This window comes from Pseudoalteromonas sp. SWXJ133 (assembly GCF_015864365.1).
Taxonomy (GTDB): Bacteria; Pseudomonadota; Gammaproteobacteria; order Enterobacterales; family Alteromonadaceae; genus Pseudoalteromonas; species Pseudoalteromonas arctica.
Window position 1 is genome coordinate 54818 of record NZ_JADYXJ010000020.1, and the last position, 21451, is coordinate 76268.

12 protein-coding genes and 1 pseudogene are annotated in these 21451 nt (G+C 40.5%); 11 read left to right on the plus strand and 2 right to left on the minus strand.

The features are described from left to right. Positions 1–64 precede the first annotated feature (64 nt). From I6F40_RS14280 to I6F40_RS14290, 3 genes and pseudogenes are all read left to right on the plus strand, one after another. Positions 65–1390 carry an OprD family outer membrane porin gene (locus I6F40_RS14280; RefSeq protein ID WP_197193095.1) on the plus strand — a complete coding sequence of 442 codons (1326 nt, stop codon included), beginning with the start codon at positions 65–67 and terminating at the stop codon, positions 1388–1390. 107 nt (positions 1391–1497) lie between these two features. Further along, a pseudogene (locus I6F40_RS14285) lies at positions 1498–1968 on the plus strand (alpha/beta fold hydrolase); the annotation flags it as partial. Positions 1969–2252: 284 nt separating this feature from the next. Next, a complete protein-coding gene (locus tag I6F40_RS14290; protein ID WP_442960719.1) occupies positions 2253–2633 on the plus strand; it encodes an alpha/beta fold hydrolase in 381 nt (126 codons plus the stop codon). A 68-nt stretch (positions 2634–2701) separates the two neighbouring features. Here I6F40_RS14290 and I6F40_RS14295 read toward each other — a convergent pair whose 3' ends face one another. Continuing rightward, on the minus strand, positions 2702–3091 hold the full coding sequence (locus I6F40_RS14295; protein ID WP_197193096.1) for a DUF2750 domain-containing protein: 390 nt from the start codon (positions 3089–3091) through the stop codon (positions 2702–2704). 225 nt (positions 3092–3316) lie between these two features. Between I6F40_RS14295 and I6F40_RS14300 the strand changes: the two genes are divergently transcribed. The 8 genes from I6F40_RS14300 to I6F40_RS14335 all read left to right on the plus strand — a co-directional run bounded on the left by I6F40_RS14300 (position 3317) and on the right by I6F40_RS14335 (position 20204). Further along, a complete protein-coding gene (locus I6F40_RS14300; protein ID WP_197193097.1) occupies positions 3317–4360 on the plus strand; it encodes an alkene reductase in 1044 nt (347 codons plus the stop codon). Positions 4361–4562: 202 nt separating this feature from the next. Continuing rightward, on the plus strand, positions 4563–6932 hold the full coding sequence (locus I6F40_RS14305) for a TonB-dependent receptor domain-containing protein (RefSeq protein ID WP_197193098.1): 2370 nt from the start codon (positions 4563–4565) through the stop codon (positions 6930–6932). 434 nt (positions 6933–7366) lie between these two features. After that, the gene (recC, locus tag I6F40_RS14310; RefSeq protein ID WP_197193099.1) at positions 7367–10666 is read left to right on the plus strand and encodes an exodeoxyribonuclease V subunit gamma; all 3300 of its coding nucleotides are present in this window, start codon (positions 7367–7369) and stop codon (positions 10664–10666) included. Next, entirely contained in the window at positions 10653–14231 is a 3579-nt protein-coding gene (gene recB / locus I6F40_RS14315) for an exodeoxyribonuclease V subunit beta (RefSeq protein ID WP_197193100.1), read from the plus strand. The genes recC and recB overlap by 14 nt, the downstream gene beginning before the upstream one ends. Then, on the plus strand, positions 14228–16276 hold the full coding sequence (recD, locus tag I6F40_RS14320) for an exodeoxyribonuclease V subunit alpha (protein WP_197193101.1): 2049 nt from the start codon (positions 14228–14230) through the stop codon (positions 16274–16276). The genes recB and recD overlap by 4 nt, the downstream gene beginning before the upstream one ends. Positions 16277–16395: 119 nt before the next feature. Beyond that, on the plus strand, positions 16396–17721 hold the full coding sequence (locus tag I6F40_RS14325) for a methyl-accepting chemotaxis protein (RefSeq protein WP_197193102.1): 1326 nt from the start codon (positions 16396–16398) through the stop codon (positions 17719–17721). Positions 17722–18015: 294 nt separating this feature from the next. Then, positions 18016–19086 carry a hypothetical protein gene (locus I6F40_RS14330; RefSeq protein WP_197193103.1) on the plus strand — a complete coding sequence of 357 codons (1071 nt, stop codon included), beginning with the start codon at positions 18016–18018 and terminating at the stop codon, positions 19084–19086. 56 nt (positions 19087–19142) lie between these two features. Next, on the plus strand, positions 19143–20204 hold the full coding sequence (locus I6F40_RS14335; protein WP_197193104.1) for a hypothetical protein: 1062 nt from the start codon (positions 19143–19145) through the stop codon (positions 20202–20204). Positions 20205–20286: 82 nt separating this feature from the next. On the opposite strand, the gene ttcA is transcribed toward I6F40_RS14335, so the two are convergent. Further along, positions 20287–21201, minus strand: coding sequence for a tRNA 2-thiocytidine(32) synthetase TtcA (ttcA, locus tag I6F40_RS14340; RefSeq protein ID WP_197193105.1), 915 nt, complete (start codon positions 21199–21201; stop codon positions 20287–20289). Positions 21202–21451 lie beyond the last annotated feature (250 nt).

Below are 21451 nucleotides of genomic sequence, written 5' to 3' on the forward strand. Positions count from 1 at the left end.
AAAATACACGCTGCTATGTACTGCACAGTGAAAACTTAAACAAAATAAGGTAACGGAGATAACTATGGCTCACCGAGTATCTAAATTACTTGCGGCAATAGCCGCAGTATTAACATGTATTTCTATTCCTTCGTATGCCGCTGTTAATGGGCTGACAGAACAAGATGAATTTAATATAAAACTTAGATCAATTTATTTTGATCGTGACTACGATAACGACGCAAGTGACGATTCAACTTTTGCTCAAGGTATAGAGCTCAATTACACATCGGGTTATATAAACGATTTATTGAGTGTGGGTGTATCGACTTACACCGTAATGAATATTAATTCTACGGGTTCAGCCGCAGGTAATATTTTACCAGCAGGTAGTGAGAGCGGTGGAGTTGACGATAGCTTTTCTAAATTTGGTCAATATTTTTTAGATTTTAAATTGGGCAATAACGGTTACGTTAAAGTGGGCGGGCAAAAAACCAAAAGTATGTTACTTAAAAGCTCTGGGAGTCGGGCTATTCCTAATACTTTTAGAGGTGTTTTTGGCGATTATAAAATTGGCAACACTAAATTATACGGTTACGTTTACGACAAATGGAGCCGTCGACACGACGATAGATGGGAAGACTTTTCTACCGATCAATCGGAAACTGGCGCTATTAGTGTAATTTGGGGCGTAGGTGCTACGCATAAAAAAGACAATCTAATATTAGAGGCTGAATACTTAAATTCGCACGATTATCTAAGTAAAATCGCATTAAAAATCAGTTACGACATTAAATTTGAACAAAGTAAGTTAACCCTTTCAACTGGCATATTTACCTCACAAGATGATGGTGATTTATTTGTAACAGGCGCAGAGGGCGGCGATTTAGATGATGAAGATACACCTGGTGCATTAACAGGCTTAACCAAAAGTAAAAACGATGGATTTGCCTATTACCTAGATGCTGATTGGAAAAAAGATATTTGGAGTGTAGGTGCGGCATTTACTAAAGTGAGTGATGCTTGGATTGAAGATAATTTCAGAGGTGATCATGGTACAAACCCATTTCCAACTCGCTCATTAATCGGTGCCGATTTAACAAACCAAAATGAAACATCATGGCAAGCTCGTTTAGGAATTGATTTGAAAGCAGTATCGCCTGGCTTAACAACTAAATTTTACTACACAGACGGCAGCGATGCTGAAAACTCTGCGTTGGGTAAGTTAGGTGGCACAGCCGACGAAAAATATTGGGCTGTAGATACCCGCTATAAAGTTGAGAAAATAAAAGGCTTAAGCTTACGTTGGTTATTTGTAGATTATACAACCGAAAAGTCAGGCAGTGTTGATGGTGTTAAAGGCGATAGAGCTGACCATCGAGTTTATGTAGATTACACTATTAAATTTTAACATGACTTTTAATAAGCCAATGCAAATTTTATGCATTGGTTTTGTTTCCTTTTTTAATTACCTTTATGATAAAACTAACAAATTAATAATAAAAATTAAGCTAATATATGTTTTCTCTTCAACAGTGGCAATCACAGGGTCAATTTACTCAAATTAATGGTCATCAAATTTTTACTAAAACAGCTGGCGATATAACTAAGCCTGCGCTGCTTTTAATACATGGCTTTCCAAGTGCTAGCTGGGATTGGGGAGGTATGTGGCAAACCCTTAGTGAACATTATTTTGTAATTACACTCGATATGCTAGGTTTTGGTTTGTCAGATAAACCAATAAACGCTATTTATAAAATTACCGAGCAAGCCGACTTATACACGAAATTTTTAAAGCATTTAAATATTAATGGCGTGCATATACTAGCTCATGATTATGGTGATACTGTGGCTCAAGAGTTGTTAGCAAGGCAAGTCGTTAGCCAAAGTGACTTTAAAATAAACAGTGTGTGTTTTTTAAATGGTGGGTTATTTCCTGAGGTTCATAAACCCTTATTTATACAAAAGCTTTTACTTTCAAAGCTAGGGTGTGTTGAACTGTGGTGGTTAAATTTACAGCAGCATGTTTGTTTTTTAGGCAAGGCAGAGCCTGTGTAGTGTGGTTATTCCCCATAAATAGGCGATAACGCAGCATAAATACCAAACATGCGCTGCCCTTTGGGTTCTTTCTAGGGACGATTAACTCTTTGTTGCTCGGTTTTTACTTAGCCCACTAGGTTACAAACCTCGCGCCGCGATTTAATCGCCCCTAGATTGAACAAATTTCAACCCGAAAAGATCAACACGCCCTAGGTTGGGTAGTACCAAAATTAATGAATAAACAAAAATTTGCCAATAATCTACTTACTATTTTTGGTAAAAGTACACCGCCTTCAAAACAAGTGGTAGACACACTTTGGGAGCTGCTAATTTATAAAGATGGCTTAGCCGTAATGCCCAAACTCATTAGTTATATAAAGCAGAGGCAGCAAAACCGAGCACGCTGGGTTGGTGCCATCATAAATAGTAATATACCACTTACGTTTATAGCAGGCGCAGAAGACCCCATCTCTGGTAAGCATATGATTGAGCATTATAAAAAGCTTATTCCCAATGCGCGCGTACAAGAGTTTGTAGAGCTTGGGCATTATCCGCAAGTAGAAAATCCAGATGCAATTACGCAGGCTTATTTGAACTTTAGATATTGCCAATAAAAACGCGGCTACTAAATTAAGTGCCGCGTTTATAAATTTTAGAACTCTGAGTATTTAGGCTTTGAACCTTAATATTTTTGCTTTGGCGCTTTTAATTGTTTTTCAAACTCATCTGAAAACAATATCGTGCCATCATCTTCCTCTGTAGGGAAGGCAGCAATAAGTAAGTCATCTTCCTCAAGACCCGGTGTCCAGCGACTAAACCAGTCAGCAAGTGGGATTGCTTTAGCGCTGCAGCCAGCCCATTCGCCAGTAGCCCATGCCTCTGCAAATTCGCGAGTTGGCCAAACAGGAACACAGTCGTCATCTTCGTTGGCAAGCATAACGCAGCCATCATCATCGTTTAAAATCCATACTTGCTTAAACTGTTGTACGGTTTCGAACATATAGGCTAAGCGTTTTTTTGCTCCAAGTCCTAAAATTACTGCGTGTTTTTCGCTTAAATTTGGCGTTGTCATAATTAGCTCACTTTTAATTACTATATCTAAATTATATGCACACAAGTATATCGAGTTATATGACAGAGTGTTGAAAAGTTGCTATTTAATTTCAGCAATGCAGATCTAATTTGTAGATTGATCAGTATAATTTCTCACTAATTTGAGCGATCATTCAAAAATAAGCTTGAATGTTTGTAAAAAGGCCACATTGTAGTAAGCATATACTTAATGAAGGATTGAAAAATGACAACTGATCTACTTGCTCCGTTTAAATTAAATAACACGATTGAGCTTAAAAACCGCGTACTTATGGCGCCATTAACGCGTTGTATGGCTGACGATAACCTAGTGCCAACACAAGATATGGTTGAATATTATGCTAGCCGTGCCGAAACCGGTTTAATTATTAGTGAAGCAACTATTATTCGTCCAGATGGACAAGGTTACCCAAATACTCCGGGTTTATTTACCAGCGAGCAAATTCAAGGTTGGAAAAAAGTAACTGACGCTGTGCACGCTAATGGCGGCAAAATGTTTGCACAGCTATGGCATGTTGGCCGTGTTGCACACCCTCACTTTTTTGATGGCGATGTACTTGCTCCATCAGCAATTGGCGTTGAAGGCTCTGTCCCTCGTATGCGTGAGCTTACATACATCACACCAAAAGCAGCCACTACTGATGATATTAAAAGTCTAGTTGCTGATTTCGCAAAAGCTGCTGAAAACGCAATTGAAGCAGGCTTTGATGGGGTAGAGATTCACGGTGCTAACGGTTATTTAGTGGACCAATTTTTACATTACGCTGCAAATACACGCAGCGACGAATATGGTCAAACGCCTGAAAACATGTCGCGTTTTGCACTAGAAGTAACCGATGCGGTTATTGCTGCTGTAGGCAGTGATCGTACTGCACTTAGATTAACACCGGGTGCTTACTTTAATATGAGCGAAGATAGCCGCGATAAAGCGGTATTTGATTACTTATTAACAGAACTTGAAAGCAGAGAATTAGCGTACTTACACGGCGGTATTTTTGACGACAGCATGCGCTTTGACTCGCTTGAAGGCAAAAGCATCTCTGAATTTTTACGCGCAGGCTACAAAGGTACATTAGTAGGCGTAGGTAGTTATAGTTTTGAGTCAGCAAAAGAAGCTATTAACGATGCTAAGTTTGACTTAATCGCTATTGGTCGCCCACTTATTGCAAACCCAGATTACATTAGCAAAATTGCAAACGGTGAAGAGTTAGTACCATACAGCGATGAAATGCTAGCTGAATTGAAATAAATTACTATTTGTAATAAGTTCTAGAAAATAATTAAGACACCCAAAGTTAAACCTTTGGGTGTCTTTTTTTGTACATATTCCCGCCATAAATCTTCCATATTTGTTTAATTTTTATGTAAATAAAGTTCATCCTCGTTGTCATATTTAAAATTCATACTGTCCGCGTTTTCATATTTCATAATTAAAACTAAACGGGACAACAATGTACGCTTTAAAAAACAAATCGCTTTTGAGCATGGCTATTGCCATGGCTGTATCAACATCTGTTCATGCTAACGACAACACCATAGAAGAAGTAACAGTGGTTGCTAAACCAACAAGCTACGCTAACAATGTTATTGAGCCTGCAATGCTTGAGCAACAAAGTTCGGTATCGAGCATATTATCAGTTATTGATAATTTACCAGGTATTAGCATAAACGAAGGTGATGCATTTGGTGGCGACGATTGGTCTACTACGATCACCATGCGTGGTTTTAGTATTGATGGAAACCAACAACAATTAGGTATGACCGTTGATGGCATTCCCAATGGTGGCTCTAATTATGGCGGTGGTGCTAAAGCTAACCGTTACCTAGATAGCGAAAACCTAGCAACGGTTGAAGTTGGTCAAGGTACGTCTGATATTAAATCGGCTTCACTTGAAGCACTAGGCGGGACATTTAACTTTGTAAGTAAAGACCCAAGCCTTGAAAAAGGCACTACCTTTGCGTATACATCAGGCAGCCACGATGCCACGCGTTATTACATTAAACACGAAACAGGCACTGTTTTTAATAACACACAAGCGTACGTAAGTTACTCGCAAACAGATACAAGCCGCTGGATTGGTTCTGGCAGTAATGGGGGCAAAGACAACCAACACGCTGAGGTTAAGTTTGTATCTAATTTTAACGACTTAACACTCACTGGTCGTTTGTCTTACGATGATGTAAGCGAGACAAACTATAACAGCGTAAGCCTTGAGCAGTTTGAACAAACACCCGATTGGGATCAGCTAACATGGAATTGGACGGGAGTTCCGCATTTTGACCAAATGTTTGCAGAAGGTTGGGGAACGCTTCGTGAAAATACCTTAGGCTATTTAAAATTTGAATACGCGATTTCGCCAACTTCATTATTAACCGTTAGTCCTTATTATCATAAAAATTCAGGTCGCGGCGATTGGATCCCACCTTACTTAACAACGCCTGTTGATGAAAATGGCGACCCAACAACCGAGGGCGGCACTAATGCAGGCCCTTATGGTTTTGCTGATAGTGAAGGCAACCCGCTTGCACCAAATGCCGATTGTACGCAAAGTTTGAGCTGGCCATGGGAGTCGGGTCCTGGTTTAAATCCTGCGTGTTACGATGCAACAGCAACGCCTGTTATGTCTTACCGCCATACGCATTACAACAAAGATCGTTTAGGTGTAACGGCAAATTACCAAGCTACATTTGGTGATCACGATATAGAAGCGGGCTTTTGGTATGAGCAAAGCGAGCGTGACGAGTCGCGTGATTGGCACAAAGTAATTGACGCGCGTATCTATCATCACTTTGATAGCACGCCTTACTGGACACAATACAAAAACACTTTTGATACCGATACATTCAAATGGTACCTACAAGACTCGATTAATTTTGGTGACTTAATATTAAATATTGGTGCAAAACAATATTTAGTTGAATTACAAAAGTACGACCACTTTGCTAACGAAAGATCAGATAAAGTAGATAGCGACTCAGACGTGCTATTTAGCGGGGGTGTATTGTATCAGCTAAATAACAGCACAGAATTATTTGCCAGTTACAGCGAGAATTTTTCCGCAATAAAAGACGGTGTGCTTGAGCGGGACAGCTCAACACTTACAAACATAGAGCCAGAAACTGCCGACAATATCGACTTTGGTGTACGTTACCAAGCCGACAGATTAACTATTACAGCAACGGCTTACAGTGTTAAGTTTGATAATCGCATTACCTTTATTGCCCCTGGTAGTGGCACAGACGGCATTGATTACACGATTGGTACAAATGGCTCGTACGTAAATGTAGGGGGTATTGACTCAAATGGGCTCGAGCTTGCAGCAAGCTATATGCTAACACCAAGCTGGAGCGTGTACTCGTCGTATACGAATAGCAGTTCTGAGTATTCATCGGATGATCCAAATGCATACGATTCACAGGGTATAATATTAAGAGATGAAAGTGGTAATGATGTAGTACCGAGCTTTAGAAAAGGCGACAGCATAATAGATTCATCAGAAGATTTATTTGTGGTGTCTACCGATTACTTTAGCGATGGCTTTCGCGTTGGTTTATCGGCTAAATACACCGGTGAGCGCTTAGGTGCATGGCAAGATGAAGACACGCGCGCGCGTAATAAAGTAGACGGCTACACCGTACTTGATTTTAATGCAGGTTATTCAACTGACGTAGATGCCGGCCCGTTTAAAGCCATTGACGTATCATTTGTTGTTTATAACGTTACCGACAAAAGCTACTTAGCAGGTGGTACCGGTAACGGCTCTACTTATTACATTGGTGCGCCTCGCTCCGCAGCAGTTACATTTACCGCTGACTTTTAAGTTAAAGTCTAGGGTCTGTTGATCTTTGCGGATTAAAATTTGTTCAAACTAGGGGCTATTTAATCGCGGCGCGAGGTTTGTAACCTAGGGGCTAAGTAAAAACCGAGCAACAAAGAGTAAATAGCCCCTAGAAAGAACCCTTTGGGCAGCGCCTGTTTGGCATTAATGCTACGTTATCGCCCATTTATGGGGAATAACTACACTACATAGGCTCTGCCTTGCCTAAATACCAAACAGACTGTTGCAAATTTAACCTTGAAAGATCAACAGACCCTAGGATTAACAATTGAATTAAAACAAAGCCCATCACTGATGGGCTTTTTGACTATTTAATGACTAACGCATTGATTTATTAGAACCAATTTTAGTGAATAACTACCCCTAATATTGAAAATATCTTACACTGGTTTTATCTCAAGCAAGGTCAGTGTTATATGCTAAATATTATTCAATCAAACCGGATGGAAGCCCTGCAAGCGCAGTTCCACCAGCTGTTAAAAGTAAACCCATTGCAAAGCCCGTTCGACAAAGAAGTGGTGCTAGTGCAATCGCCGGGTATGTCGCAGTGGTTAAAAATAGGTTTGAGCGAAAACTTAGGGGTTGCAGCGCAGGTCGATTTTCCGCTGCCATCGAGCTTTATTTGGCAGTTGTATCAGCAATTGCTGCCAAATGTCCCTAAAGAGTCGGCGTTTAATAAACCTAACCTTGCTTGGAAACTGTTTGCAATTTTACCAAACTGTATTGACGAGCCATTATATTTGCCGCTAAAGACCTATTTAGAAGGCGATATTGACGGGCAAAAAACCTTTGCGCTGTGCGAAAAAATAGCCGATGTGTACGACCAATATTTAATGTACCGACCGCACTGGATAGCCACATGGGATAGCGGAAAAGATGAACTTGATGACGTGGATGTAACCATTGCCCCATGGCAACCTGACTTATGGCGACGCATTGTAAAGCTAAGCCAAGACCTTGGGCAAAGCCAATTTCATCGCGCTAATATGCAAGGGCAGCTACTAGCAGCACTTGAGACTATGGACAATAGCTTACTGCCACAACGCATTAGCTTATTTGGTATATCGGCGATTGCCAGCTCCCAGCTAGACGTATTTGAAGCGCTGAGTAAAAAAACCGAGGTTATATTATTCTTTTTTAACCCGAGTGAGCATTACTGGGGCGATATTATAGATGAAAAAACAGCAGCTAAAATAAGCGCTAAATACGCCAAAATGCCGCTGGTGGAAGCGCAACAAAAAAAACAAACCAATCCAGATGAAGAATACTACTTTATAGGTAATCCGTTGTTATCGTCGTGGGGTAAATTAGGTCGCGACTATTTTGAGCAACTCGTACAGTTAGATGCCCGTTGGATAGATGGTTTTATTGATGTGTTTGACGACACCTTACTAGGGCAAGTACAAAGCGAGATTTATCAGCTTGCGTTTAAAGGTGAATCGCTGACCGATAACAAAGAGTGGTTTATAAACGACGAAGGTAAGTTACCAATCAGTGCAACCGACACCAGTATTACGCTAAGCGATTGCCATACACCGCTTAGAGAAGTTGAGCGCTTGCACGACTACTTACTTAACTTATTTAATCAAAACCCAACGCTTACCCCCAAAGACATAATCGTCATGATGCCCGATGTGGGCACTTACAGCCCTTACATTGAAGCCGTATTTGGCGGGGCACAAGGCAGCCGCTTCATTCCTTACGCACTGGCCGATTTAGCCATAGAGCAAGAAAAACCCGTCCTTAGTTCATTTGCGAGTTTAGCTAACTTACCGTTTTCGCGCTTTGGTGTGTCGGATATTCTCGATTTATTACAAGTGACGCAAATAGCCGAAAAATTTGGGCTTGAAGCGCACGAATACGAGCAAATTCAATACTGGCTTGAACGTGTAGGCGTTAAATGGGGTATAAACGCAGCGCATAAAAGCAGCTTTGATTTGCCCGCTATCGATTTAAATACCTGGCAACATGGGCTCAACCGTTTACTGCTTGGTATTGCCATGCGCGACGAACAATGCCCGTTTAACGGTATTTACAGCGCTGATGAAGTAGAAGGCATGGCGCTTGATACACTCAACAAGCTCGTGCACTTTATTGATGTACTGCAAAGCTTTAAAGAGCAGCTAACGCCCGATGATACGCTCACCAATAAAGCGCATATTTTAAGCGAGCTATTAAACGCCATATACGAAAGTGAAAGCGACGACAGCTGGGATTTATTAGTACTTCAAAACGTGCTCGAAGAGTTACAAAAACACCACGACAATGGTGATTACAGCAAAGCGGTTTCGCAGCGTATTGTTAGTTACTTAGTTAAACAAGGCATTCAAGAAAAAGGCGTAGGGCAGCGATTTTTGGTTGGGCAAGTAAACTTTTGTACGCTTATGCCCATGCGCGCCGTACCATTTAAAGTGGTATGCATGCTGGGCTTAAACGATGCTGACTACCCGCGTAACGTACAACCCATTGGTTTTGACTTAGTGCCTTACTCTAAAAAGCAAAAAGGTGACCGATCACGTAAATTAGATGACCGTTACTTATTTTTAGAGGCGATACTGAGTGCCCGCGACAACCTATACATGAGTTACATTGGTCGCTCGTGTTTTGATAACCAACCGCGCATGCCATCAACCCTTGTAAGCGAGCTGTTAGAATACATAGGGCGCAGCTTTGTATTAAGCGATAAAAGCGATAAAACGCTGCCCGCATGTCTAATCAATCAGCAGCATTTACAGCCCTTTAATAGTCATTATTATTTAGCCGATGAGCAAGCCAATACTGTGCTGAGCAACCACAGTTACAACCCAATTTGGCTGCCAAGTGAGTCAATTAAACCACAGCCGGTTATTGCGCTTGATGTTGTTGTGCCAGAGCAGTTAGATCTTGATGTGTTTATTAGAAGTGTGTGCAGCGCACAGGAGAGCTTTTATCAACAAACACTAGGTTTACGCCTGCCACAATTTAACGAAGTAGCAAAAGACGAGGAGCCATTTAGTTTAGATGCGCTGCGCCGTTATTTTTACCTTGATGAAATACTTAAAGCCAATATAAACGAGCAACCACTAAGTACCGAACAAATACTGCAGCGAGGTGAGTTACCTCAAGCCAATGTAGGCAGCCTCATATTTGAGAGTATGGAGCACCGAGTTGATGCGCTTGCAGGGCAAGTAAAAGAGCACATTAAAGGCGGAAAAAGTGAGCCAATAGAAGTTTTGCTTACCATTGAAGGCACCAAAATAGAGGGCTGGCTCAATCATGTTTATTTGCAAAAACAAGTGTTTTATCGCAGCGCGAGTATTAAAGCGAAAGATTTAATTAAAGGCTTTATTTATCACCTTGCAGCGCAAAGTATGGATCAACAAGTAGAAACATTGTTACTTGGGCTTGATAAGCAAATTACCTTTGCGCCCATAGGCAAAGCCGATGCCGATGCATTGCTACTTGATTGGTTTGAGTTATATAAAGCACTGCGCGCAGAGCCGGTGCCGTTTTTTCCGGTAAGTGGTTATGAATACGTTAAAAGCGGCGGCGATATAACAAAAGCAATGAGCAAATTTAGCCCGCAATACATAGGGCGAGGCGAGGGCGAAAACCCGTATATTCGCTTAACGGTGCAATCGCTAAACGACTGCCAAGAAGAATTTATAAAATGGAGTGATAAATTGCTCACGCCTTTATTTGAACACGCAAAGGAGAGTGACCATGCAAGCGCTTAATCCTCTTACTATGCCGCTCATTGGTCAAAGTTTAATAGAAGCCAGTGCGGGTACCGGCAAAACCTATACGATTACGGGGCTGTATTTACGTTACTTACTAGGTATGCAAATAGAAGGTGAGTTAAATACGCCGCTCAGTGTTGAGCAAATTTTGGTAGTAACCTTTACCGACGCTGCCACCCAAGAAATTAAAGACCGCGTACGCAGCCGAATTATTACTGCGCGCGACGCATTGCTTGGGCAAAACCCAAATGACGAACTCATTGAAGGCGTAATTGCCAAAATTGACGATAAACACCGCGCCTTTGATTTACTCGATGCAGCTGCTAAATCAATGGACGAAGCCGCTATTTTTACTATTCATGGCTTTTGTCAGCGGATGCTAAAACAACATGCGTTTGAGTCGGGTGTGGCGTTTAATCTCGAATTTATTTTAGATGAGCGCGACATACTGCTCGAAACCATTAAAGATTTTTGGCGTGCGTTTGTATACCCACTTAATAAAGAACGCACCGATGCTATTTTAGATGTGTTTGCCGCACCAGAGGCTTTGTTTTCTCAAGTGGCGAGCATTTTAAATAAAGCTAATGCGCACATTACACCACAAATAAATTTAGATGATGTATGGAAAGCACGCGATGAATACATAACCCGTGTACCCGCATTTAAAAAAGCAGTATTAGAGCAAGAGTTTATAGGAGCTATTAAAGGCTCGGGTTTAAGTGGGTCTAAAACGCCAGCACGAAAAGGCAGCCTTGCTGCGCTTGAAGCATTTTGTTTAGGTGGCGATTTGTTTTTTGAGTTTGGCACTAGCAAGTATTCGTTTGAAGTGTGGAGTAGCGAAAACTTAAGCGATGCAGGTAATTATAAAAAAAATCAGCCATTATTTACGCATCCATTACTGAGTCAGTTTGACGAGCTTGCCGCCCTTAATAACACAATAAACCAAGGGCTTAAAATAGCGGTTATACAACACGCCGCACGCTGGGTAAAAGCCGCCATAGTGAAACGCAAGCAAGAGCAAAGCGTGATCACCCCCGATGACTTATTGACTAATTTACACAGTGCACTTAATAACGAGCAAGGCGACGTACTGGCGCAAAAAATTGCGCAGTTGTTTCCGGTTGCCATGATTGATGAATTTCAAGATACCGATCCGATTCAGTACGGTATTTTTAGTAGAATTTACGGGCAACAAAATACCACGCTTGCCATGATAGGCGATCCTAAGCAGGCTATTTATGGCTTTAGGGGCGCTGATATTTTTACGTATATTGGCGCAAAAGAGGCAGTGCAGATTGATCAGCAATTTACGCTGGGTACTAACTTTCGCTCAAGTACCGATATAGTAAATAGCGTTAATAGCTTATTTGGCAAACACGCTAATAGCTTTATTTATAACGATGCTATACCGTTTAACGCAGTAGCTGCTAAAGGTAAAAAGGCAGAAGACTCTTTTTTAATTGATGGCAAACCCGCTACCGCATTCGAATTTAATGTATTTGTAGATGAAGCCGCAGACGAAAAAAACAAACCAACTAACAAAGGTGTAGGGCAAGCACATTTAGCCACTCACTTTGCGAATAAAATAGTGACCCTGCTTGAAAAAGCAAAACAGGGGGACGCGTGTATTGGCAGTAACCCTGTAAGCGCTGCCGATATTTGTATATTAGTGCGCGACCGTGTTGAAGCGCAAATAATGAAAAAAGCGCTTAGCGAAGCCAAAATAGCCAGCGTGTATTTATCACGAGAAAGCGTTTTTAGCCAAGAGCTTAGCCATCACCTACTTAACTTTTTAACAGCGCTGCATGGTCAATATGACGAGTCATTGCTGCGCGGTGTTTTAGCTGGTCCATTATTTTGTTTAAGTTATAACGAAATACATGCACTCGCCGATGATGAAAATAAATGGCAAGAGCATTTAAACTTTTTTGCACAACTTAGCCACATTTGGAACAAGCAAGGCGCTATGGCCATGCTTGAGCGCTTAATGAGCCATAACCAGCTTAGCGCTAAATGGCAAGGTTTAGGGTATAACGTTGAGCGTTGGCTGACGGACTTTAGGCACTTGGGCGAAATACTTCAGCAAAAACAAATAGAGCTTGAAGGCACGCTGCGTTTGCTGCGATGGTTTGCACAAAAGGTAAGCCAACAAGATGGCGAAACAGTACAAGTGCGCCTAGAAAGTGACGCCAATTTAGTTAAAATTGTCACTATGCATGCCTCAAAAGGGCTTGAATACCCACTGGTATTTATGCCGTTTGCCAGTGGCTATCGCGAAACAAAAGAAGCGCTTTATCATAATAATGGCAAGCTAGTTTACGATTTAAGTAAAGACGAAGATGCCCTGCAAAAAGCAGAGCAAGAACGCCTAGCTGAAGATTTACGCCTGCTTTATGTAGCGCTTACTCGCGCCGTACATTTTTGTGCGCTTGGTGTTTATAACATTGGGCAAGGACAAAGTAGCCGCTTGGCTATGCAAAGTAGTGCACTTGGGCATGTTTTATTTGCAGGGCTTGAACTTGCCAGTAGCCAAACATGGCGCACGCATTTAAGTGAGTTTTGCGACGCTAATAGTGCGATGAGCTATCAGCAATTTACCTCACAAACATTATTAGAGCAGGGCACGCTTTGTTTTAGTAATAGTAAAATTGCGCAGCAAACATTAAGTGTTAATAGAGTAACGGCAAATATTGAGCGTAACTGGCGAGCAACCAGCTTTAGTGCGTTAAGCTTTAAAAAGCATAGCGACCAATTAGCCCCAGGGCGAAGTGATGAAGATCACGAAAAAGACGAGTTTGCAGTGCAAGAGGACGAACTGCCATCACCTTATAGTTTTCCTAAAGGGCCAAAGCCGGGTAGCTGTTTGCACGAAATATTTGAACAAATAGATTTTATTAGCCCAATAGTTCACCCAACTAATACCGAGCAAAACTTATCTGAGGTAGTTAAGCGCAGCCTTGAAAAGTATCACATAGGTGAGCAATGGCGAGAAGTGGCTGAAAAGTGGGTGCTTGATGTTCTTGCGTGCCCCCTAGATAAAAGCTCTCTAGAAAACAGCCTTCTTTCATTAGGTGTGCTTACACCCAATGACTGCCTAGTCGAAATGGAGTTTAATTTACCACTTGAGAGCTTAAGTGCACCAAAGCTAAACGAAATGCTGGTTAAACATTTTGGCTTTACGCAAAGTAAGCTTGAATTTTCGCACGTAAAGGGCTTGTTAAAAGGCTTTGTCGATTTAATATTTTGCTACCAAGGCAAGTATTATATTTTAGATTATAAGTCTAATTATTTAGGCAGTACGCCAGCTGATTACGAAGGCGATATGCTTGAGCAAGCTATGAGCAGTCATCAGTATCATTTACAGTATTTAATTTACACCGTAGCACTGCATCGTTTATTAAAACAACGTATAGCTGGTTACTCAATAGAAACCCATTTAGGCGGCGTGTATTACACGTTTTTACGTGGAATGCCGGCAGGGCAAGGCGTGTACTTTAAAAAGCTAACTGTAGAGCAAGTAACTATTTTAGATGGCTTATTTAGCCAAGGAGCTATGCTATGAGCGATTTAAATGAGCAACCTGGATTGTTTGACGATATTGACGAGACACTTAATAATGAAGCCGCAGAGCCTCTTACTTCAAAAAATGTAGCACAAGATGCCCCATTAGAGGACATTGTGTTAAATAATACGATTACCGAAGTCCCGTTACTTGAGTATTTATTAGCGCAAAATCGACTGCGTGTAGTTGATGTGAAGCTCGCTGAATTACTGTGTGCTAATGACATTGAGCAAACTCACAATGAACTGTTTTATATTATTTTATTGCTGTGCTTATCGCAGCAAAGCCAGCATAGCTGCCTAACCTTAAATGAAGTTGATTGGAGCAATCCTTTTAACTTGCGCAAAAGTGACTTTAATAAACTCGATGGCAATGTACCCAGTACGCTAAGCCCGTTTAGTGATGACTTTAATGTACAAACAGCGCTCAGTTACTTACAAAGCCATGAAAGCGTAGGCGAAAATAAACCATTGCAACTATTTAACGAGCGACTTTATTTTGCGCGCCTTGCAGGTTATGAGCAAACACTCGCAGATAGACTATTAAGTATGAGCGAGCGAAAGCTCAATATTAATAATGAAGTATTGGCTGAACTTTTAAATACCTATTTTCCTGCGGATTCAACAATTGAAACTGATTGGCAAAAAGTGGCGTGCGCGATCGCCGCAACCAAAGGCTTTAGTGTGATCACGGGCGGTCCTGGCACAGGTAAAACTACTACAGTGACTAAGCTACTCGCTATTTTACAGTCGCTTTATAAAATAGCACCACTTAGCATTAAACTTGTGGCCCCTACAGGTAAGGCCGCTGCTAGGTTGAGTGAATCAATATTGGGTGCTAAAAATAAGCTCACAACAATTCCTGATAATATAAAAACGTTAATACCGCAAAACGCGCAAACTATTCATCGCTTATTGGGTGTAAAACCGTTTACTAATAAATTTAGGCATAACAAAAGCAATCCGCTGCATTTAGATGTACTAATTATTGATGAAGCCAGTATGGTCGATTTATCACTGATGGCTAAATTAATAGAAGCACTGCCTGCACATGCTCGATTAATACTTTTAGGTGATAAAGATCAGCTTGCCTCGGTTGATACCGGCAGCGTAATGAGCGATTTATGCCAAAGTTTAACACTTGGGCAAACGCCAAGCTACTCGCAAGCACGTTGTGATGAGCTAAATAGCTTATGTTTTAATAATGAGCCTAAGCTCGAAGCGCAAAGTACGAGTCAATTTAAACTCGCGGATTGCATTGCCTTTTTACAGCACAGTTATCGATTTGACGCACAAAGCGGCATTGGTCAACTCGCACTTGCGGTAAACACCAATAACACCGGTATTTTAAATTACGTAGAGCAAGAAAGTACTGAAGGGCGCTTTAACAATGTAACTTTAGATTACGACTTTGTAGCAAAACCGATTGAAAAGCTCGTTAAAAGTGCAGGAAGTCATTATGCAAAGTACCTTAACTTGATAGCCCAAGGTGCAAGTGTTGCACAGGTGCATGCCGCTTTTGCTAGTTATCAGCTTTTAGCAGCGGTACGAGAGGGCGATTACGGCGTTCATAGTTTAAATCAACGAATAGAGCGCATATTGCAACAGCAAGGTCTAATTACGGTAAGTCCTAATACTCACCACTATACGGGTATGCCTATTATGGTGAGCCAAAACGATTACCAACTTAAGTTATTTAACGGTGATATTGGTATTTTGATGCCCGATGAAAGTGGGCAACTTAAAGCCATATTTATTGATGAGCAAGGTAATCAGCGAGCATTTTCACCTGCACGACTCCCTGCGCACGATAAAGTATATGTGATGACCATTCATAAATCACAAGGCTCAGAGTTTAGTTACACCGCTATGGTACTGCCACCGCTAAAACAAGCGCGCATGGGTATTAACAGACAATTAGTGTATACGGGAATAACCCGTGCTAAAAACACCTTCGAGCTGGTGGCTGATAAAAAAGTACTACTACTTGCAATGAATAAAAGTGTATCAAGAGCATCTGGTTTGTATGAAAGGTTACAATTTTAAGCTTAGTTTGTATTTTTGATTAATAATTTAGCTTCAAACTACTTGTTATTTATCGCGTTATAATAAATGTCTTCTATACTAAAATTAATTTTATATTGAATGTATTAGTAAGGATATTAATGTTTTTTTCTAAAAATAAACAAAATGAAATAACCTCTTTAAAAGCAGAGCTCTATCCGTTAAAACAAGTGTGGGAAGGGCTTTACCGAGAGATGTTAGTACTAAACATTCTTTATGATGGGCGTATTTCTCATGCCAATGATTTATTTTTGCAAAAGCTTGGCTATGACGAAGATACGTTAACTAATAATCCCTTTAATGATTTTATTACTGAGCAGTCACGCCAATCTAAAGATTTTACAAGCTTACAACAAGCAATTAAAGCCGAAGGCCATTGGGGGGGGACATTACAAATTACCCGTTTTGATGGCGAAGCAGAGTGGCTACGCTTAATTGTACACCCAGTGAAAGGTGAGCAAGATCAGCTTCTTTATTTTTCTATATTCGCTAGTGATTTAACCAAAACAATCACAGCCTCCCGCGAGCAAAGCGATACTATTAAAGCGATATATCGCTCTATGGCGGTAATTGAATTTGATTTAGAGGGCCATGTCTTAAAAGCAAATGATCAGTTTTTGGCTGCAATGGGTTACCAAGAAAGTGAAATACTAGGTAAGCATCATCGTACGTTTTGTGAGGCTTCAGAGTATAACTCCCAAGAGTATCTGCAATTTTGGGCTAAATTAAGAGAAGGTAAGTTTATTGCTGAGCGTTTTAAGCGTGTTGATAAACATGGCAATATTGTATGGCTAGAAGCGTCATATAACCCGATATCTAATGATGCTAATGAGCTTTATAAAGTGATGAAGTTTGCGACTGTTATCACTGATCAAGTAAATCAAGAGATTGCAATTTCACAAGCGGCCGAAATTGCCTATAGCACCTCAACCCAAACTGACAAAAAAGCTGAACAAGGCGCGAGCGTTATACAAGATACGGTTGCTGTAATGACGGAGTTGGCTATTAACATGGAGCAAGCTGCGAGTGAGATTTCAGCGCTTGATCAGCAGTCGCAGCAAATATCGAGTATTGTACAAAGCATTAGTAGCATTGCGGAACAAACAAATTTATTGGCACTAAATGCGGCAATTGAAGCGGCTAGAGCTGGCGAGCAGGGGCGAGGCTTTGCTGTGGTTGCAGACGAGGTTCGATTGCTTGCATCGCGTACCTCAAAAGCAACAGAAGAAATTGTAGAAGTAGTACAGCGTAACCAATCACAAACCCAAAATACGGTGGCTGTAATAGAAAAAGGTAAAGAGAAGGCAGAGCAAGGATTGGCGTTATCTAAAGAATCGGGTGAAGTGATGCAAGAGATCCAACAAGGTGCACAAGAAGTTGTGAATGCGATTGGACAATTTACCAGTGAACTCAAAGCTAACGGCTAGATTAGTTACGTCCTTATTCTAAAGTGGGCACTTTTAATGGTGCTCGTTTTAATCTTACTACCTCAACACCCCCCTTGAAAATCATCTGATAATTTCAAATTTAACAAGTATAGCTTTGTTAACTCATTAATTAGGTTGAAATAAATTTTCACCCATATGTAATGATAATATATTGTTGCATTTTCGTTAGTTGTTCCTAATACTAGTGAACACCTAAGCTGACAAGCTTATGTAAACCAACATGAACACCTTAAATGATAATAAAATATTAAGTACACAACATTAAGGAATTGTATGAACAACACAAAGCGCACACACAAATTAATTAAGCCGAGCCGCCTGATCGTTGCGGGTTTAGCTATATTAATGAGCTTTTCTGCAGCGAGTAAAGACTACAAAATTATATTAATTCATGGCTTACAAACCTCGCAAATAACCAATAAATCAGGAAGCGATGTAATTAATGATGGTGAAACATATTGGCAATCGTACTGGAATAATCGTGCAGATGAGCGAATTGATTGGCCTGCTTATGAACGTATTGAAGGTAAAATTGCTACCGATTGGGTGTGGCCAAAGTTAAAGCAAATTTCACGCTCTAATTTATGCAGTGATGGGTGTGTATTTGTAACACATTCAACAGGAGACTTAGTTGCACGCCATATTATTGATAATCAAGAAAACTGGTTAGAAAACGAAGATTTAGAGCCGCTTAATATTGTTGCTACGTTTGATTTAGCAGGCGCGGGTGGTGGAAGTGAGCTGGCTGACGTAGCTGTTAGTGCTTTAACTGGCGCATCATGGAACTTTGCGGTCGATGCAGCACTCAAATGGTGGCTAGGAAGTGATGTAACCGAGGCCGTTGGCGTATTACACGATTTAAAAGTAAATAATGCTCGTCAAATATCTCCATTTCCTGATGCACGTACACCTAGATTACGCTTTGTGGCAGATGGTAATGCTTATTTAGGTTTAACAGGTGGATTTTTAAAAGGTAATGATGATTCGGTTGTGGCATCGCACTCCTCATGTGGTGCCAGTTCGGCTGGCTCGTTTGGAAGTTGTAGCAGCAGTATTGATACAGATGGGCATTTAAAATCGCAAGGTGATGCTGTTAGTAGCTTTATGCCAAACCATTATCCAATGATGATGAGTGACAGTTATAGCCATAACGAAATTCATAACGCGCAGCGTAAAGGTAATGTAACGATAGCCATGAATAACGTAAATGTTGAAGGTAATAACGTAGGGTTTAATACGTTTGATAAAACCACAGGTAGTTGGTTTTGGAAAAAACAATATCGTTATATTAAGGATTCAAATAATTTAAGTGCATCAGCACTTATTTATAATGTGATTCCATAACATACAAGGCGTCTAGTAAAAAAACTATACGCCTTATAAAAGATTGAAATATAAAAATGAAAAAATTTTATGTCGTTGCTTTAATTATTAGCACTATTTTATTCTCACTATGGTTTACAGGTAAAAATGATGCTCATAAAGTTGCTGAGCCAATAACACCTCAGGTTAAACACAGTGCGAGCGTAGCTGATTTATCGCCTGTAAAAGTGATACCTATAGATGTACCTACAGCAAAAAAAACACAATCAAAAAAACAAATCGCGTTTAATGAAGACTTAACAAAAGCAGCGCAGCAAGTGGTTATGCAATATGAAAGTGCACTTAAATTTCCTCCTTATTCTCAGCCATTGAGTCCATTAGATGAAGACCGATTAAAGCCAAATCAATTCTACCCCGTATCGAGCCCTATTGATGAAAGTGGTGATGCTTTAACGTTAAGTCTTAAGCAATATCGTTTTGTATACCCAGAAGAAATAACAATAATGGTAAGCGCTCAAGGGCTTGGGAAAGTGGTCGTTGAGCTTGCAAATACAGATACAAAAGAAGTGTTAAATACCCATACAGGCAATGCGCGTGACGGTGAAGTAATTATTACATTTAAAGGAGAAGATGATTACCCTCGTAGCTTACAAGTGTTTGTAGAGGGCGATGTTGCCGGTAAAAAAGTTCCAGTGGTTGCGCAAATTCAATATATGCCGCCAAGTGCAACTTTAACAGGTTTTGAAACTGCTTATGCACAAAACGAAAACATGATTTTGCCAGCTAACATAGCGGTAGTAAAAAGTGGTTTGTATCGTGTTAGGGCTAATTTATACAGTGGCGATACACCACTTGCTCATTTAGTATCTAAAGAGCGGTTAACGACGGGAAGCCAAACTCTTAATTTGAAAGCTCATTGGTCGGTGTTACCACAAGGCATTACAGATATGCGCTTAAGCGACTTTGTTATTGAGAGAATGTCGCCAAGCCCAGGTGAGCGAAATAGCTTTGGGAATAGTGAAATAAGTCATTTTGATATTAACGATTTCTCGTACGATAGCTTGCAGCAATTACCATATCAGGCTAATGCACAAGAAAAGTTAAGTTTGGAATTTTTACAAGGCTTAGCTGAGAGTTAAAAATAGAACGCAATGCTGAATTAGTAAATTTAAGGGGGTTGTACATAAATACAACCCCCTTAAATTTGTTAGCTTAGATATGTTAGCTTAGATTTATAGTAACTACACTTGGTGCTTCTTTTTCATCAAGCTCATTAGTAACAGGCACTTTAGGAATGTCTGGTTTATCAAGGGCGATATCGCCACCATCAATTACTTCACCTGTTTTTAAGTTTTCAAAATCAAATAAGTCGGCATCAGCTAAATGTGAAGGCACGACGTTTTGCATGGCTGTAAAAATACTCTCAATACGGCCAGGGTGCTCTGCATCCCATTTAGCGAGCATAGTTTTTGTATGCTTACGTTGTAAGTTTTCTTGCGAGCCACAAAGGTTACACGGGATTATAGGGTAGCCTTGTGCAAATGCGTATTGGGCTATATCAGTTTCTTTGCAGTATGCAAGCGGGCGAATAACCATGTGCTCACCGTTATCACTCATTAATTTAGCCGGCATGCTTTTTAGTTTCCCACCATAAAACATGTTTAAAAATAAGGTTTCAATCATGTCATCGCGGTGATGCCCAAGGGCTATTTTAGTGGCGCCTAGCTCTTTTGCTGTGCGGTATAAAATACCACGGCGTAAACGAGAGCAAAGTGAACAGGTTGTTTTACCTTCAGGAATAATATCGGTAACAATACTGTAGGTATCTTCTTCTACAATTTTATATTCAACATCTAGTTTATCAAGGTATTGAGGTAGTACATGTTCAGGGAAATCGGGTTGTTTTTGATCAAGATTTACAACAACCAGATCAAACTTTATAGGTGCTACACGTTTTAAATGCTGAAGCATTTCAAGCATTGTGTAGCTGTCTTTGCCACCTGATAAACACACCATTATACGGTCACCTTCTTCAATCATATTGAAGTCCATAACGGCTTGACCAGTTTGGCGACGTAAACGCTTTTGCAGCTTATTTAAGTTAAATTGAGCTTTAGCTTGATCTGAGTGTGACAATTACGCCCCCTAGTAAAACAATACAGCAAAGTTATTTGCTAAAAATAAAGGGGCGTATTATACCCAAACCACCTGAATATGCGAGTTTAGGATGTAATTTAAAGAAAATTAAACATCGTATTTATTGCAAATAACGGGTGCTCTCCTTGCCTACTTGTAAATAAAGAAGAGGTGGTAGGGCGCGGAAGCTTTACTCGATTTCACTTGTTTTTTCTGGAGTAATGGCAATTAATATATCTACATGTTGATA